Source organism: Streptomyces mutomycini, from assembly GCF_001700505.1.
GTDB classification, from domain to species: Bacteria; Actinomycetota; Actinomycetes; order Streptomycetales; family Streptomycetaceae; genus Streptomyces; species Streptomyces mutomycini.
Window position 1 is genome coordinate 1 of record NZ_MAPV01000079.1, and the last position, 15,908, is coordinate 15,908.

The 15,908-nt window shown below is 70.1% G+C and carries 14 protein-coding genes; all 14 read right to left on the minus strand.

Translation table 11 applies throughout. From position 1 onward, the window contains the following. Positions 1–138: 138 nt before the first annotated feature. Positions 139–1,302, minus strand: coding sequence for a DivIVA domain-containing protein (locus BFF76_RS12405; RefSeq protein ID WP_065848219.1), 1,164 nt, complete (start codon positions 1,300–1,302; stop codon positions 139–141). 49 nt (positions 1,303–1,351) lie between these two features. Further along, the gene (locus BFF76_RS12410) at positions 1,352–1,648 is read right to left on the minus strand and encodes a YggT family protein (protein WP_031098947.1); all 297 of its coding nucleotides are present in this window, start codon (positions 1,646–1,648) and stop codon (positions 1,352–1,354) included. A gap of 68 nt (positions 1,649–1,716) precedes the next feature. Continuing rightward, positions 1,717–2,328: a cell division protein SepF gene (locus BFF76_RS12415; RefSeq protein WP_031098945.1), complete on the minus strand. Its 612-nt coding sequence runs from the start codon at positions 2,326–2,328 to the stop codon at positions 1,717–1,719. 128 nt (positions 2,329–2,456) lie between these two features. Beyond that, the gene (locus tag BFF76_RS12420; RefSeq protein WP_031098943.1) at positions 2,457–3,176 is read right to left on the minus strand and encodes a YggS family pyridoxal phosphate-dependent enzyme; all 720 of its coding nucleotides are present in this window, start codon (positions 3,174–3,176) and stop codon (positions 2,457–2,459) included. Positions 3,177–3,182: 6 nt separating this feature from the next. Next, positions 3,183–3,923, minus strand: a complete 741-nt coding sequence (gene pgeF, locus BFF76_RS12425; RefSeq protein ID WP_078850758.1) for a peptidoglycan editing factor PgeF — start codon at positions 3,921–3,923, stop codon at positions 3,183–3,185. A gap of 17 nt (positions 3,924–3,940) precedes the next feature. Then, complete coding sequence (gene ftsZ / locus BFF76_RS12430) at positions 3,941–5,155, minus strand: cell division protein FtsZ (protein WP_031098939.1); 1,215 nt, start codon at positions 5,153–5,155, stop codon at positions 3,941–3,943. A gap of 276 nt (positions 5,156–5,431) precedes the next feature. Continuing rightward, positions 5,432–6,226 carry a cell division protein FtsQ/DivIB gene (locus tag BFF76_RS12435; RefSeq protein ID WP_065848220.1) on the minus strand — a complete coding sequence of 265 codons (795 nt, stop codon included), beginning with the start codon at positions 6,224–6,226 and terminating at the stop codon, positions 5,432–5,434. 49 nt (positions 6,227–6,275) lie between these two features. Beyond that, the gene (murG, locus tag BFF76_RS12440; protein ID WP_031098936.1) at positions 6,276–7,370 is read right to left on the minus strand and encodes an undecaprenyldiphospho-muramoylpentapeptide beta-N-acetylglucosaminyltransferase; all 1,095 of its coding nucleotides are present in this window, start codon (positions 7,368–7,370) and stop codon (positions 6,276–6,278) included. 6 nt (positions 7,371–7,376) lie between these two features. Further along, on the minus strand, positions 7,377–8,828 hold the full coding sequence (ftsW, locus tag BFF76_RS12445; RefSeq protein ID WP_199831533.1) for a putative lipid II flippase FtsW: 1,452 nt from the start codon (positions 8,826–8,828) through the stop codon (positions 7,377–7,379). 127 nt (positions 8,829–8,955) lie between these two features. Further along, positions 8,956–10,389 carry a UDP-N-acetylmuramoyl-L-alanine--D-glutamate ligase gene (gene murD, locus BFF76_RS12450; protein WP_199831532.1) on the minus strand — a complete coding sequence of 478 codons (1,434 nt, stop codon included), beginning with the start codon at positions 10,387–10,389 and terminating at the stop codon, positions 8,956–8,958. Beyond that, positions 10,371–11,441: a phospho-N-acetylmuramoyl-pentapeptide-transferase gene (gene mraY / locus BFF76_RS12455; protein ID WP_031098929.1), complete on the minus strand. Its 1,071-nt coding sequence runs from the start codon at positions 11,439–11,441 to the stop codon at positions 10,371–10,373. The genes murD and mraY overlap by 19 nt, the downstream gene beginning before the upstream one ends. After that, on the minus strand, positions 11,438–12,856 hold the full coding sequence (locus tag BFF76_RS12460) for a UDP-N-acetylmuramoyl-tripeptide--D-alanyl-D-alanine ligase (protein ID WP_053929865.1): 1,419 nt from the start codon (positions 12,854–12,856) through the stop codon (positions 11,438–11,440). The genes mraY and BFF76_RS12460 overlap by 4 nt, the downstream gene beginning before the upstream one ends. A gap of 4 nt (positions 12,857–12,860) precedes the next feature. Then, positions 12,861–14,591, minus strand: a complete 1,731-nt coding sequence (locus BFF76_RS12465) for a UDP-N-acetylmuramoyl-L-alanyl-D-glutamate--2,6-diaminopimelate ligase (RefSeq protein WP_042837152.1) — start codon at positions 14,589–14,591, stop codon at positions 12,861–12,863. A 16-nt stretch (positions 14,592–14,607) separates the two neighbouring features. Beyond that, the coding region (locus BFF76_RS12470) for a peptidoglycan D,D-transpeptidase FtsI family protein (protein WP_141695593.1) at positions 14,608–15,908 on the minus strand (1,301 nt) is incomplete at its 5' end.

Below are 15,908 nucleotides of genomic sequence, written 5' to 3' on the forward strand. Positions count from 1 at the left end.
GCGGGCCTGGGGAACAAGCCCCGCGCAGCGGCCACCGCCCAGCGACCAGGGCACGCAAAAAGGGCCGGGCCCCGGGGAGATCCCCGGGGCCCGGCCCTCAGCCTGCCGACGGCTACGCGCTCAGCGAGCGCGAACCGCTCAGTTGTCGTCCTCGTCGATCAGGAACCCGCGCATCGGCGACGGCGCCTGCTGCATCGGCTGCGGCGCCTGAGGCCGCACCGGCGCCATCGGCTGCGTCATCGCGGGCGACATCTGCTGCTGGCCGCCGCCGTACGACGGGCCACCGCCCATCGACTGGTTGCCGCCGCCCATCTGCTGGCTGCCGTGACCACCGTGGTTGCCGCCCATGGTGTGCCCCATCGCACCCGCACCGGCCGGAGCCAGCGAAGGCGACGGCGGCAGCGAGGCTGCGGCGGGGGTCCGCGGCGGGGCCAGCGAGTCGTCGGCCTGGGTCTCCAGCTGACGCAGCTGGCTCTCCAGGTAGGACTTCAGACGGGTCCGGTACTCGCGCTCGAAGCCACGCAGGTCCTCGACCTTGCGCTCCAGCGTCGCGCGGGCCGACTCCAGCGAGCCCATCGCCACGCGGTGCTTCTCCTGCGCGTCCCGCTCCAGCGCGTCCGCCTTGGCACGCGCGTCGCGCTCGAGACCCTCGGCACGGCTGCGCGCCTCACCGACGATCTTGTTGGCCTCGGAGCGGGCCTCCGCGATCGCCTGGTCGGCGGTCTGCTGGGCAAGGGAGAGGACACGGGCGGCGCTGTCGCCACCGGGGCCCTGACCGGGCTGCTGCATCTGCTGCTGCTGCTGCTGCATCTGCTGCTGCTGCTGCTGCATCTGCTGCTGCGGAGCGTGACCGCCCATGGGGCCGCCCATCGGGCCACCCATGGGACCGCCCTGCATCGGGCCGGGGCCGTGCGGGCCCTGCGGACCGGGGCCGTGGCCGCCCTGAGGACCATGGCCGCTGGGACCGGCAGGCAGCTGCGGAGCGCCACCGGGCAGCTGGGGGGGACCCATCTGCGGGGGCTGCTGCTGCACCGGCGGACCCGATATGGCGGCGGGCACCGGGGCACCCGGCCGTTCCTGCTGCTCCGGCGGTTTGCGCATTCCCTGCTGCTGCTGGTTCTGCGCGGCCGCTCGCGTGGCGGCAGCCAGCTTGGCGCGCAGGTCCTCGTTCTCACGGAGCAGGCGTGTCAGCTCCGACTCGACCTCGTCGAGGAAGGCATCGACCTCGTCCTCGTCATAGCCTTCTCGGAGACGGACGGTCGTGAACTGCTTGTTCCGCACGTCCTCGGGGGTCAGCGGCATCTCTTCTTCACCTCTACGTAGTCGTCGGCAGTCGGCAAGACCGTATCGTTCACACGCTGCTCGCAAGCTTGCCCACGAGGTTGAGCAGAATGTAGACGATGATCATCAGAACGAAGAAGGACAGGTCAAGTGCCACGCCCCCGAGACGCAACGGCGGTATGAACCGCCGCAGAAGCTTCAGCGGTGGATCGGTGACAGTGTAAGTGCCCTCGAGAACGACCACCATCGCCTTGCCTGGCTGCCATGAACGTGCGAACTGGAAGACATAGTCCATGACCAGCCGGAAGATCAGCACGATGAGGAAACACATCAGCGCGATATAGACCACATCCAGTGCGACGCCCATGTCCCGCGGTTCCCTCTCCCCTGGCTCTTGCAGCCCCGGCCTCACGGCCGGTGTTGTTCCCGGTGTTCTCAGCTCTGGTTGAAGAACCCGCCCTCTGCGATACGGGCCTTGTCCTCCGCCGTGACATCGACGTTAGCAGGCGACAACAGGAACACCTTCTGCGTCACACGTTCAATGCTGCCATGAAGACCGAAGACGAGTCCCGCGGCAAAGTCGACAAGTCGCTTCGCATCCGTGTCGTCCATCTCCGTGAGATTCATGATCACCGGAGTGCCCTCACGGAAGTGTTCCCCGATGGTACGGGCCTCGTTATAGGTCCTGGGGTGCAGCGTGGTGATCCTGTAGGGCTCACGCTCGGACACGACCTTGGGCATGATCACCGGTGCGTTCTTCTCCATGTTCGGGCGGTCAGGTGTGATGGATGCCACGGGTGCGATTCGGGCGGGTCGTCCGCTTTCCGCCGGGAGCTGAACCGGTTCCCGCGGTGCGGGCGGCTGCACCGATCGCACCGGTTCGTCCCTTTCCCGCTCCACCGGGTGCGCGGGCTGATGCCGCCGCCGGTCGCGCTCGGGCTCCGGCTCGGGTTCGAATTCGTCGTCGGGGTCGAACCCCGGACCGTCGTACCCATCGTCCTCCACGAGGCCGAGGTAGACCGCCATCTTGCGCATCGCGCCGGCCATGCTCCGAGTCCTCCGCTCTGTGGTGGATCGGCATTCGTGTCACCAAGTGCCCGAGATCCACTCCGGCCCGCCCGCTGTCAAGCGGGAATGACCATATTTTCTGCTGTGGTCCGACTTGCTTCGCGACGTTACCCGAGCCGGGGTCGGACTCCGAGCACCGCCGTACCGACGCGTACATGTGTCGCCCCGGCCGCAACCGCGTCCTCGAGATCCGCACTCATCCCGGCAGAGACCATGTTCGCAGCCGGATGGTTCCCGCGCAGGCGGGACGAGATTTCCATCAACCGGTCGAACGCCGCCCGTTGCCGGCCGGCGTAAGGACCGGCGAGCGGCGCGACGGTCATCAAACCGTCGAGCCTGAGCCCCTCGGCCGCTTCGACCGACGCGGCCAACTCCTCGATCATGTCCGGTGCGACACCGCCCCGGTCCCCACGCTCACCGCTCCCGGCGTCGAGGGCGACCTGGATCAGGCAGCCGAGCTCACGCTCGGCCCTGACCGCCGCGGCCGAGAGTGCGGAGACCAGCTTCACCCGGTCCACCGACTGCACCACATCGGCATAACCGGCCACGGAGCGGACCTTGTTGGTCTGCAACTGTCCGACAAAGTGCCATGTGAGCGACAGATCCGCACAAGCCGCGGCTTTCGGTGCTGCGTCCTGGTCACGGTTCTCCGCGACCTGACGCACACCGAGTTCGTGCAGAATGCGCACATCGCTCGCGGGGTAGGTCTTGGTGACCACGATGAGGGTCACTTCTCCCCGCTTGCGGCCGGCCGAGGCGCAAGCGGAAGCAATACGTTCCTCCACCTGTGCCAGGTTTGCCGCGAGTTCAGCCCTGCGATCCGTCATGCCCTATCAGTCCAACCAGACATATCCGGCGAGCCGTCCCGTGGTGCGGTCGCGGCGGTACGAGAAGTGGTCGCCGGATTCCAGGGTGCAGAACGGCGAGGCGTGCCGGTCCGCGACGCCCAGCTCGTCGAGCTGCGCGTGGACCCCGGCCGTGACGTCCACCGCGGGTGTCCCCCAGCTGGTCTGCGACCACGAGGCGGGAACGACCGCGGCGACCTCCGCGCGCATATCTTCCGGGACCTCGTAGCACCGTCCGCAGACGGACGGTCCGGTGTGCGCCACGATCCGTGACGGCTCGGCTCCGAGTGCGACCATGGCCTCGACCGCGGCCGGGACGACTCCCGCGACCAGACCGGGCCGTCCCGCGTGGGCTGCCGCGACCACACCGGCGGCGGGGTCGGCGAGCAGCACGGGTGTGCAGTCGGCGGTGAGCACCGCGAGCGGGAGCCCGCGTCGCGCCGTCACCACCGCGTCCACGGCGGGAATGCCCGAAGTGGCGGAGGTCTCGCCCCAGGGGCCGTCGACCACGGCGACCTCACGCCCGTGCACCTGGTTCATCCAGACCACCAGGGCCGGGTCGAGACCGAGGGAACGGGCGGCGAGTGCGCGGTTCGTGCGGACGGCGGCGGGGTCGTCGCCGACCGCGCCGCCGAGGTTGAGCTCCTCGTACGGAACGGCGCTCACTCCGCCCCACCTGTCGGTGAAGGCGAAATGGGCGCCGCCCGCCGAAGACTCCGCGGCTCTCACCGCGTGCTGCGGACCTATCACTTCAAGAAGTCCGGTACGTCCAGCTCTTCGGCCTGGGTGTCCTGGTAGGGACGGGCCGTCGGGACGTGCGGCGGGGAGACCGGCGGCAGCGATGCCTCGTTCGCGACCGGTGCCGGCTCGGCCGGCGTCTGGGGCTCCTCGCGCGGGGGCACGGACCCCAGCCCGCCGGACTGGCGCGCCGGCTCGGCGGTCCGGGCCGGCGGAGCCGGCTCCTCACGCTTGCCGGCACCCGCTCCGAGGACGTTCTCCCGACGGGCAGGCGGCTGCCCACCGTCGAAGCCCGCGGCGATGACGGTCACCCGCACCTCGTCGCCCAGCGCGTCGTCGATGACCGCGCCGAAGATGATGTTCGCCTCGGGGTGGGCCGCCTCGCTCACCAGCTGCGCGGCCTCGTTGATCTCGAAGAGACCGAGGTCGCTGCCACCGGAGATGGAGAGCAGGACACCACGGGCGCCGTCGATGGACGCCTCCAGGAGCGGCGAGGAGATCGCCATCTCCGCGGCGGCCACCGCGCGGTCGTCGCCGCGGGCGGAACCGATGCCCATGAGCGCCGATCCGGCCTCGGACATGACCGACTTGACGTCGGCGAAGTCGAGGTTGATCAGACCCGGGGTGGTGATGAGGTCGGTGATGCCCTGGACGCCCGAGAGCAGCACCTGGTCGGCCGACTTGAACGCGTCGAGCACGCTGACCTGGCGGTCCGAGATGGACAGCAGCCGGTCGTTGGGAATGACGATGAGGGTGTCGACCTCTTCGCGGAGCTCGGCGATGCCGTCCTCCGCCTGGTTCGCGCGCCGCCGGCCCTCGAAGGTGAACGGCCGGGTGACCACACCGATCGTCAGGGCGCCCAGCGAGCGCGCGATGTTGGCGACGACGGGTGCGCCGCCGGTGCCTGTGCCGCCGCCTTCACCGGCGGTGACGAAGACCATGTCGGCCCCCTTGAGGACCTCCTCGATCTCCTCACGGTGGTCCTCTGCCGCCTTACGACCGACGGCCGGGTTCGCCCCGGCGCCGAGGCCACGGGTGAGTTCACGGCCGACGTCGAGCTTGACGTCGGCGTCGCTCATCAACAGTGCTTGCGCATCGGTGTTGATCGCGATGAACTCGACGCCCTTGAGACCGACCTCGATCATTCGGTTGATGGCATTGACACCACCGCCGCCGACACCGATGACCTTGATGACTGCGAGGTAGTTCTGCGGTGCTGCCACGTCGAAGGCCTCTCGCCTCGAGTTACGTGTCGTCGCTTCGCGGTAGTCCCGCCGCGACGACGGATGCCGATTGGGTCGGTCCGGACGCCGACCCGAACCCTAACGCTGAAGTTTAGGGTTACCAGTGTGTCTGCTTCTTGGACTCTTCCGAACAGGACACTAAGTCGACAAGTGGCGCACGTTCAACGAACACGCCGAACCTCCCGTTTTTCTTTTCACCCTATGTGATCAGGCGTAGCGCTGACCAACCAGGGGGCTGGCCAGGCCAAACGTGCGTCAACTCTTCGACGCCGCAGGGGCGGTGGGGGCGCTCACGTCGAAGTGCACCGCTCCGGGGGACGCTTTCATGAGAGCGGTGAGCACACGCGCCTTCACGGGCCCCTCCTCGCTGCTGCCCCACATCACGGTGCGGCCCCGGGTCAGTTCCAGGACCGCGGAGTCGTACGAGGTGACCCGCACGGTCTCGGTGTCCCCTGCCACCTTCACCGGGAGGTCTCCCGCGACCCGGACGGCCTCCCGCAGCAGGCGGTCACCGCCGAAGCGGCGAAGGCTCGCCGACTGATCGGGCGTCAGCTCCAGGAGCGGAACACGTGGGGGCGCTTTGTCCACGGTTGCGAAGCGCACGCCTTTTACGTCCACTTCGATGAACTTCTCGCCCTTTTCCACCAACAGGACCGGCTTTCGTTCGGTCACTTCAAGACTGACACCGTGCGGCCATGACCGTACGACATCCACGGAGTCGACACGAGGCAGCTTCCGGCGCAGCCTGTCCGCGATCGCTTCGGTGTCCACGGAGATCAGCGGAGACCCGACCGGGGCCGCGGCGGCGGCCTCCACCTCACTCCTGGTGAGGACGTCGGCGCCTGCGACCGTCACCCCTTCCAGCCGCAGCCAGGACGAGCCGTAGAGCACCCAGAGCGTGGCCCCGGCGGTCAGTACGAGGCCGGCCGCGGCCAGTACCAGTCGCGTACGGCCGGTCATCCGGCGCCCCTCGGGGCCGATGTGCGGCGGGCGGGCCGGGGTGTCGGCCCGCCCGGCCTCGCCGCGCTGTGCGGTCGTCGGTCCGGCCACGCTCACTCCTTCACCGGACCCGGGGCGCGCGCCCCGGGTCCGCACCGCCTCACGCCTTGCGGCGTGCGGCAATCGCCTCGTACACCATGCCGACGAGAAGGTCGTCGGCGTCCCGTCGCCCGAACTCCGCGGCGGCACGGGACATCTCGTACAGCCGGTGCGGGTCCGCGAGCACCGGAAGGACGTTGCCCTGCACCCATTCCGGGGTGAGCGCCGCGTCGTCCACCAGCAGACCACCGCCGGCGTTGACCACCGGCTGGGCGTTCAGCCGCTGTTCGCCGTTGCCGATCGGCAACGGGACGTAGGCGGCGGGCAGCCCGACGGCGGAGAGTTCGGCGACGGTCATCGCACCCGCGCGGCAGAGCATCATGTCGGCCGCGGCGTACGCGAGGTCCATCCGGTCCACGTACGGTACCGGGATGTAGGGCGGCATCCCGGGCATGTTGTCGATGCGCGGCAATTCGTTCTTCGGGCCGACCACGTGCAGGATCTGGATTCCGGACCGCTGGAGCAGCGGTGCGATCCGCGTGACCACCTCGTTGAGGTGGCGGGCGCCCTGGGAACCGCCCGAGACGAGCAGCGTCGGCAGGTTCGGGTCGAGGCCGAAGGCGGCACGCGCCTCGGGGCGGACCCGGGCCCGGTCGAGGGTGGCGATGGTCCGCCGCAGCGGGATGCCGATGTAGCGGGCACCGCGCAGCTTGCTGTCCGGGGTGGAGACGGCGACGCCGTGGGCGTAGCGCGAACCGATCTTGTTGGCCAGGCCCGGCCGGGCGTTGGCCTCATGGACGACGATCGGCACCCCGGCGCGCTTGGCCGCGAGGTAGCCGGGCAGGGCGACGTAGCCGCCGAAGCCGACCACGCAGTCCGCCTTGGTGCGCTCCAGGATCTGCTCGGCCGCCTTGATGGTGCCGCGGAGCCGTCCCGGGACGGTGATCAGCTCGGGTGTGGGCTTGCGCGGCAGCGGTACGGCGGGGATCAGTGCCAGCTCGTACCCCCGCTCGGGTACGAGCCTGGTCTCGAGTCCGCGCTCCGTGCCGAGGGCAGTGATTCCCACGGTCGGGTCCTGCCTCCGCAGGGCGTCTGCGAGGGCAAGCGCGGGCTCGATGTGCCCGGCGGTCCCCCCGCCGGCGAGTACGACATGCACCGAAATTCACCGCTCTCCGGACGGACGCTTCGTGACGCGCCGTCTCATCGTCTTCCATCTGGCCCCGGGCCTCCGCATGGCCAGGGCCGCTCTCGCCGCAGGGTCCTCCCGCGCGAAGGCGATCATGAGCCCTACGGCGAACATGGTCGGCAGCAGGGCCGAACCCCCGTAGGAGAACAGCGGCAGCGGGACACCGGCGATCGGCAACAGGCCGAGCACCGCACCGATGTTGATCACGGCCTGCGCCGTGATCCAGGTGGTCACGCCTCCCGCTGCGTACCTGACGAAGGGGTCCTCCGTGCGTCCGGCCACGCGGATACCCGCATAGCCTAGAGCCGCGAACAGGGCGAGTACCGACAGCGTCCCTGCCAGACCCAGTTCCTCTCCGGTGATGGCGAAGATGAAGTCGGTGTGGGGCTCAGGGAGTTGACCCCATTTTTCCACACTCGCACCCAGCCCGGAACCGAACCATCCGCCGGACGCCAGAGCGTAGATTCCGTGCACCGCCTGCCAGCACGAGTCACCGGGTCCGGGCTCGGACGCGCCGATGCAGCCGAGCCGGGACATCCGGTTGGGACTGGTCTTGATGAAGAGGAATCCGATGAGACCGGCGAAGGCGAGCACACCGCCGAAGAGTCTGGTGGGAGCCCCGGCCAGCCAGAGCAGACCGAAGAGGATCGCGGTGAGGATGATCGCGGTGCCCATGTCGCCGCCGAGCATGATCAGTCCGAGCAGCATGAAGGCGACCGGCACCAGCGGCACCAGCATGTGCTTCCACTGGGCCAGCAGACGCTTGTCCTGTTTCCGGGCGAGCAGGTCTGCGCCCCAGAGGATCAGCGCGAGCTTGCCGAACTCGCTGGGCTGGAGCTGGAAGGGGCCGCCGAGATAGATCCAGTTCTGGTTGCCGTTGACCGACATCCCTATCCCCGGCACCTGGACCAGGACCATCAGGAACACGGTGCCCGCGAGCAACGGGTAGGCCAGTGCCCGGTGGAGCTTGACGGGCATCCTGGAGGCCGCCAGCATCAGCCCGGCGCCGATCACGGCGGCGAGGAACTGCTTGCGGAAGAAGTACGTGCTGGGTCTGGAGAGCTCCAGCGCCTTGATCATCGAGGCGGAGTAGACCATGACGAGGCCCAGCACGGTGATCAGCAGGCCCGCGCCCAGGATCAGGTAGTACGCGGTCAGAGGGCGGTCCCAGGCCCGCCGTGCCCGCTCGTACGTCCCGCGCACCCCGGCGCCCCGGCGCGGCCGGGGCGGTGTGCCCGGCCCTCCGGCCCCGCCGTGCGGCCTGGGAGGCCGCCGGGAGCCGGTGGCGGACCGGCTCCTGCGGGCGAGCCCTGCGAGGGGCCCGGGGCCCCCGGGCAGCGGTCCGGCGAGCAGGGGCGGGGTGAGCGCCCGGCTGAACGCCCGTGGGCGGTCGGCTCCGCGCGCGGCTGAACTCTCGTCGGCCGGCATAGTGTCGCTGTCCCCTCCACTCGTGCCCGGGGCTGTCGCCGGGGCCAGGGCCCCGGCGGTGCTGCTCGTGACCGGGTCCCCGGACGCTCCGGTCCTCCAGGACGTCACGACGCGGAGACCGGGCCCGTCAGGCGCTCTCGGCGGCGAGCGCGCGGACCGCGTCCGCGAACGCCTCGCCCCGCTTGTTGTAGTTGACGAACATGTCCATCGAGGCGCAGGCCGGGGCCAGCAGGACGGTGTCGCCCGGCCGGGCGAGCCGTGCCGCTTCGAGGACCGCCGCGGACATCGCCCCAGTGTCGGTCCGGTCGAGGTCGACCACCGGTACCTCGGGGGCGTGTCGCGCCAGGGCTTCGCGGATCAGCGCCCGGTCGGCGCCCATCAGCACGACGCCCCTCAGGCGCTTCGCGGCCCCGGTCACCAGCTCGTCGAAGGTGGCGCCCTTGGCCAGGCCGCCGGCGATCCACACGATCGGTTCGTAGGACGCCAGGGATGCCTCGGCGGCGTGGGTGTTGGTGGCCTTGGAGTCGTCGATGTAGGTGACACCGGCGATGTCGGCGACGTGCTCGATGCGGTGGGGGTCGGGGCGGAAGGCCCGCAGCCCGTCGCGTACGGCGGCGGGCTGCACGCCGAAGGCGCGGGCCAGTGCCGCCGCGGCCAGGGCGTTGGCGATGTTGTGGGGAGCCGGCGGGTCGACGTCGGCGACCTCGGCGAGCTCCTGGGCCTGCTTCTGGCGGTTGGCGACGAAGGCGCGGTCGACGAGGATGCCGTCGACCACCCCGAGCTGCGAGGGGCCCGGTGTGCCGAGGGTGAAGCCGATGGCCCGGCAGCCCTCCTCGACGTCGGCCTCGCGCACGAGGTCCTCCGTCGCCTCGTCCTGCGCGTTGTAGACGCAGGCGACGCTGTTGCCCTCGTAGATCCGGCCCTTGTCGGCGGCGTAACCGGCCATGGAGCCGTGCCAGTCGAGGTGGTCCGGGGCCAGGTTCAGGACGGCCCCGGAGTGGGCGCGCAGCGAGGGCGCCCAGTGGAGCTGGTAGCTGGAGAGCTCGACGGCGAGTACGTCGTACGTCTCGTCGCCCAGCACCGCGTCCAGCAGGGAGACCCCGATGTTGCCGACCGCCGCGGTGCGCAGCCCGGCCGCTTCGAGGATCGAGGCGAGCATCCGCACCGTCGTGGTCTTGCCGTTGGTCCCGGTGACCGCCAGCCACGGCGCGGCGTCGGGCCCCCGCAGCCGCCAGGCCAGTTCGACGTCGCCCCACACGGGGACGTCGGCCTCGGCGGCTGCCTGGAAGAGCGGTTTCCCGGGCTTCCAGCCGGGGGCCGTGACGACCAGCTCGGTGGACGTGGGCAGGGTGTCGCCGTCACCGAGGCGCACGGTGATTCCGAGCGCCTCCAGTTCGGCGGCCTGGGCGCGGGCGCGCTCGTCGTCGCCGTCGTTGACGACGGTGACGAGGGCTCCCCGCTCGTGCAGGGCGCGGGCGGCGGGGATGCCGCTCACCCCGAGCCCGGCGACCGTGACGTGCTTGCCCTGCCAGTCCACGTTGCTCACTTCTTGGCTGCCCATCCCGCGTAGAAGAGGCCGAGTCCCACGATCACGCACATGCCCTGGATGATCCAGAAGCGGACCACGACAAGGACTTCGGACCACCCCTTGAGTTCGAAGTGGTGCTGGAGCGGTGCCATCCGGAAGACCCGCTTGCCGGTCATCTTGAACGAGCCGACCTGGATGACCACCGACATGGTGATCATCACGAAGAGGCCGCCGAGGATGGCCAGCAGGAACTCGGTGCGGGAGCAGATCGCGAGGCCCGCGAGGGCGCCGCCGAGGGCCAGCGAACCGGTGTCACCCATGAAGATCTTCGCGGGTGAGGTGTTCCACCACAGGAAGCCGAAGCAGGCGCCCATCAGGGCGGAGGCGACGACCGCGAGGTCGAGTGGATCGCGGACCTCGAAGCAGGCGCTGGGGTTGGTGAGGGTCTCCGCGTTTGCGCAGGACTCCTGGAACTGCCAGAGGCCGATGAAGGTGTAGGCGCCGAACACCATCACCGAGGCGCCGGTGGCGAGGCCGTCGAGACCGTCCGTCAGGTTCACGCCGTTGGACATGGCGAGAATCATGAACAGGGCCCAGACGCAGAACAGCACCGGGCCGATGGACCAGCCGAAGTCCTCGACGAACGAGAGCCGGGTGGAGGCCGGGGTGTTGCCGGTCGAGTTGGGGAACTGCAGCGAGAGCACCGCGAAGGCGATACCGACGATCAGCTGGCCGGCCATCTTGGCCTTGGCCCGCAGACCCAGCGAACGCTGCTTGACGATCTTGATGTAGTCGTCGAGGAAGCCGACGAGTCCCATTCCCGCCATCAGGAACAGGACGAGAACGCCGGAGAATCGGATGTCCTCGCCGGTGATCAGCTTCGCCAGGAGGTACGCGATGATCGTCGCCAGGATGAAGGCGATCCCACCCATGGTGGGTGTGCCCTGCTTGCTGCCGTGGGTACGCGGGCCGTCGTCCCGGATGAACTGCCCGTAGCCCTTGCGGGCCAGAAGTTTGATCAGCAACGGGGTGCCGACCAGGGTCAGGAAGAGCCCTATGGCCCCTGCGAAGAGGATCTGCCTCATCGGACGGCGACCTCACCCTCGGTCGTCCCCAGCAGTGCCTGGGCGACCTTCTCCAGGCCGACCGACCGGGACGCCTTCACCAGCACGACGTCTCCCGGGCGCAGTTCACTGCGCAACAGGTCGACGGCCGCCTGTGCGTCGGACACGTGCACCGACTCCTCACCCCACGAACCCTCGTTATATGCGCCCAGTTGCAGCCAGGAGGCTTCTCTTCCTCCGACAGCGACGAGCTTGCTGACGTTGAGCCGGACGGCGAGCCGTCCGACCGCGTCGTGCTCGGCGAGCGACGCGTCACCGAGCTCGGCCATCTGACCGAGCACCGCCCACGTGCGTCCCCCGTCTGCCCGTCGGGCCTTGCCCATGGCGGCCAGCGCACGGAGTGCGGCCTTCATGGATTCGGGGTTCGCGTTGTAGGCGTCATTGACGACCGTCACACCGTCCGGACGCTCGGTGACCTCCATGCGCCAGCGGGAGAGGGTGCCCGCCTCGGAGAGCGCCTCGGCGATCTCAGTCACGGACATGCCCAACTCATGGGCGACGGCGGCCGCGGCGAGCGCGTTCGACACGTGGTGCTCACCGTACAGGCGCAAGGTCACGTCGCTGCACCCGGTGGGTGTGTGGAGCTCGAAAGCGGGGCGGCCGTCGTCGGTGAGCCGCACGTTCTCTCCCCGTACGTCCGCATCCGGGGCCTCTCCGAAGAGGAGCACCCGGGCTTTTGTGCGGGACGCCATGGCCCGCACGAGCGGATCGTCTGCGTTGAGGATCGCGGCACCGTCCTCCGGGAGCACCTCCACGAGCTCGCCCTTGGCCTGGGCGATCGCCTCACGGCTGCCGAACTCGCCGATGTGGGCGCTGCCCACGTTGAGGACGAGGCCGATCCGCGGCGGCGTCAGGTCGGCGAGGTAGTGGATGTGGCCGATGCCCCGCGCGCCCATCTCCAGCACGAGATGGCGGGTTTCCGCCGTGGCGCGCAGCGCGGTGAGCGGCAGGCCGATCTCGTTGTTGAGGGAGCCGGGCGTCCAGACCGTGGGCGCCTTGCGCTCCAGGAGCTGGGCGATCAGGTCCTTCGTGGACGTCTTGCCTGCCGATCCGGTCAGCGCGACGACGGTCGTGCCGAGGCGTTCGACGACGGCGCGTGCGAGGGCGCCGAGCGCGCCCACGACATCGTCGACGACGATCGACGGGACACCGACGGGCCGGGAGGCGAGCACGGCCACCGCGCCCTCCTCGACGGCGCGCCGCGCGTAGTCGTGGCCGTCGACCCGCTCGCCCACGAACGCGGCGAAGAGCGAACCCTGCCGCACGTCCCGGGAGTCCTTGACGACGGGGCCCGTGACGGTGACTGACTGGTCCGGCACGTCGTGCGGCTGCCCGCCGACGATGGCGGCGATCTCGGCGAGGGAAAGGGCGATCACTTGGTCATCCCTGACTGTTGTTCTCGTGGATGTGTACGCGGTCCTCGGGGGCGTGCCCGGCGATCGTGCGGCCCAGGGAGCGCTCGATCGCCTCACGCAGGACCTTCCGGTCGTCGAAGGCACGGACCACCCCGTGGATGTCCTGCCCCTGTTCGTGCCCCTTTCCGGCCACCAGCACGGTGTCGCCGGGCTCGGCCCGGGCGACCGCGGCGGCGATGGCCGCGGCCCGGTCGGCGTCGACGAGCACGTCGCCGCGCTCGTGGACGGGCACCTCGGCCGCGCCGGAGAGCATCGCGGCGAGGATCGCGAGGGGGTCCTCGGATCGGGGGTTGTCGGAGGTCAGTACGGCGGTGTCGGCGAGCCGGGCCGCGGCGGCGCCCATCGGGCCGCGCTTCGTCGTGTCACGGTCGCCGCCGCAGCCGAGCACGATGTGGACCCGGCCCTCGGTGACCTTCTGCAGGGAGCGCAGGACGGACTCGACGGCGTCGGTCTTGTGCGCGTAGTCGACGACCGCGAGGTACGGCTGTCCGGCGTCGACGCGTTCCAGCCGGCCGGGAACACCGGGGACGGCCGCGATGCCGTCGGCGGCGGTCTGCGGGTCGATGCCCGCGACGGCCAGGGTGACGATCGCGGCGAGGGTGTTGGCGACGTTGAACGGGCCGGGCAGCGGGGCCCTGGCGGTGATGCGTTCACCCTTGGGGCCGATCGCGGTGAAGCTGCTGTCCTGGGGGCCCACTTCGACGTCCTCGGCGCGCCAGTCGGCGTCCGGGTGGCCCTCCGCGGAGAAGGTGACGACCGGGATGGACGTCTCCTCCACCAGCCTGCGGCCGTACTCGTCGTCGAAGTTGACCACACCGAGCTTGCTGCGCTCCGGGGTGAACAGCTGCGCCTTGGCCTGGAAGTAGTCCTCCATCCCGGAGTGGAACTCCATGTGCTCCGGGCTGAGGTTGTTGAACACGGCTACGTCGAAGACGCAGCCGTCGACCCGGCCGAGCACCAGGGCGTGGCTGGAGACCTCCATGGCGACCGCCTCGACACCGCGTTCGCGCATGACCGCGAAGAGGGCCTGGAGGTCGGTGGCCTCGGGGGTGGTGCGCTCCGACTTGATGCGCTCGTCGCCGATCCGCATCTCGACGGTGCCGATCAGTCCGGTGCTCCGGCCGGCACCGCGCAGCCCGCCCTCGACGAGGTAGGCCGTGGTGGTCTTGCCGGAGGTTCCGGTGATGCCGATCTGGAGCAGGCCGACACCCGGCCGTCCGTAGATCTCGGCGGCGATGTCGCCCATCCGGCCGCGCGGGTTCTCGGTGACGAGGACCGGGAGGCCGGTGGCCGCGGCGCGCTCGGCGCCCGACGGGTCGGTGAGGATCGCGGCCGCTCCGAGACCGGCGGCCTGGCCGGCGAAGTCGGCTCCGTGGAGTCGGGCACCGGGCAGGGCCGCGTACACGTCCCCGGGGCGTACCGCCCGGGAGTCGTGGGTGATGCCGGTGACCTCACCGGCATCCTGCGGCCCGGCACCGAGCCGGGCTGCCAGCTCTCCGAGGGACGTCGGCCTGAGCCGGTCCGGTCGGGGCGCTCCCGGGTAGTTCACAGGCGCGTCCTTCTGAGTGGTTTGGAACTGATCAGCGTGGGGCACGGCGGTGAGCGTACCGGGCGGACCCGGCCTCTCGCTAAGTGAGGGGCCGGGGGCGCGGTACTTCTCGTTCCGGTTCCCGGGATCAGGGGTGATGGTCGTCACTGCGGGTTCCAGCGGATCACTCGCCCGGTTTGAAGGACACCGGCAGCCGCGCGGGGTCGCTGCCGGACGGAGGCGTCTGGAGGGTCTTCAGGGCGAACTCCATGACCTTCTTGTAGATCGGGCCGCAGATCTGGCCCCCGAAGTAGCTCCCCTTGGTGGGGTTCTGGATGGCGCAGTAGACGGTGATCTGCGGATCGTCGGCGGGTGCGAAGCCCGCGAAGGACGCCGTGTAGCCCTTGTAGACGCCGCGTACGGGATCGACGCGGTTGGCCGTGCCCGTCTTGCCCGCGACCCGGTAGCCCTGGATGTGGGCCTTGGTCCCGGTACCCTCCTCGTCGTCCACCACGGACTCCAGCATCTTCGCCAGGGTCCTGGCCGTCTTCTCGCTGACCACCCGGGTGCGTTTCGGGGCCTCGGACGCCGTGTAGCTGTCGCCCGCCTCCTTGGTCCCGCGGACCAGGGTCGGCTCGATCCGGACCCCGCCGTTGGCGATGGTCTGGTAGACGGACGCGGCCTGCATGGCGTTGAGGGAGAGGCCCTGGCCGAACGGGATCGTGTACTGCTGCGAGGTCGACCAGTCCTGGGGTTCGGCGATGATGCCGGGCGACTCGCCCGGGTAGTCCAGCCCCGTGGTGCTTCCGATGCCGAACTTGCGCAGGTAGGAGTGCAGGACCTTGTTGGCCTCGGCCTGGGTCTTCCCGAGCTGTCCGGTGGCAAGGATGGTGCCGATGTTGCTCGACTTGGCGAGTACGCCGTTGAGCGTGAGGTACCAGGTGGGGTGGTCGATGTCGTCCCTGAAGAGCCGGTCGCCGCGGTGCAGCCGGTTGGGGACGGTGACGTGCGTGCCGGGCGTGGCCGCCCCCTCCTCCAGCACCGCGGCCATGGACATGACCTTGCTGGTGGAGCCGGGTTCGTACACGTCCTGGAGGGCCGCGTTGCCCAGAGCGGCGGAATTGCTCTGCGCGAGGTCGTTCGGGTCGTAGCCGGGGGCGTTGGCCATGGCCAGCACCTCGCCGGTCCTCGTGTTCTGGACGACCACGTAGCCGCGGTCCGCCTCGGACTTCTCGACCTGGTCGGCGATGGCGCGCTGCGCCGCCCACTGGATGTCGCGGTCGATCGTCAGCTCGACGTCGGTGCCGGCCACGGCCGGGATCTCGGTGGAGCCGGCTGTCGGCACGGGGCGGCCGCCCGCCTGTGCGTAGCGGATCTTGCCGTCCTCGCCCTGGAGCTGCTGGTTCAGCTGTGCTTCCAGGCCGCCGCCGGGATACTGGGTTTCGTCAACGCCGAGGGCAAGGGCGGCGGCGGCCTGGAAGCACA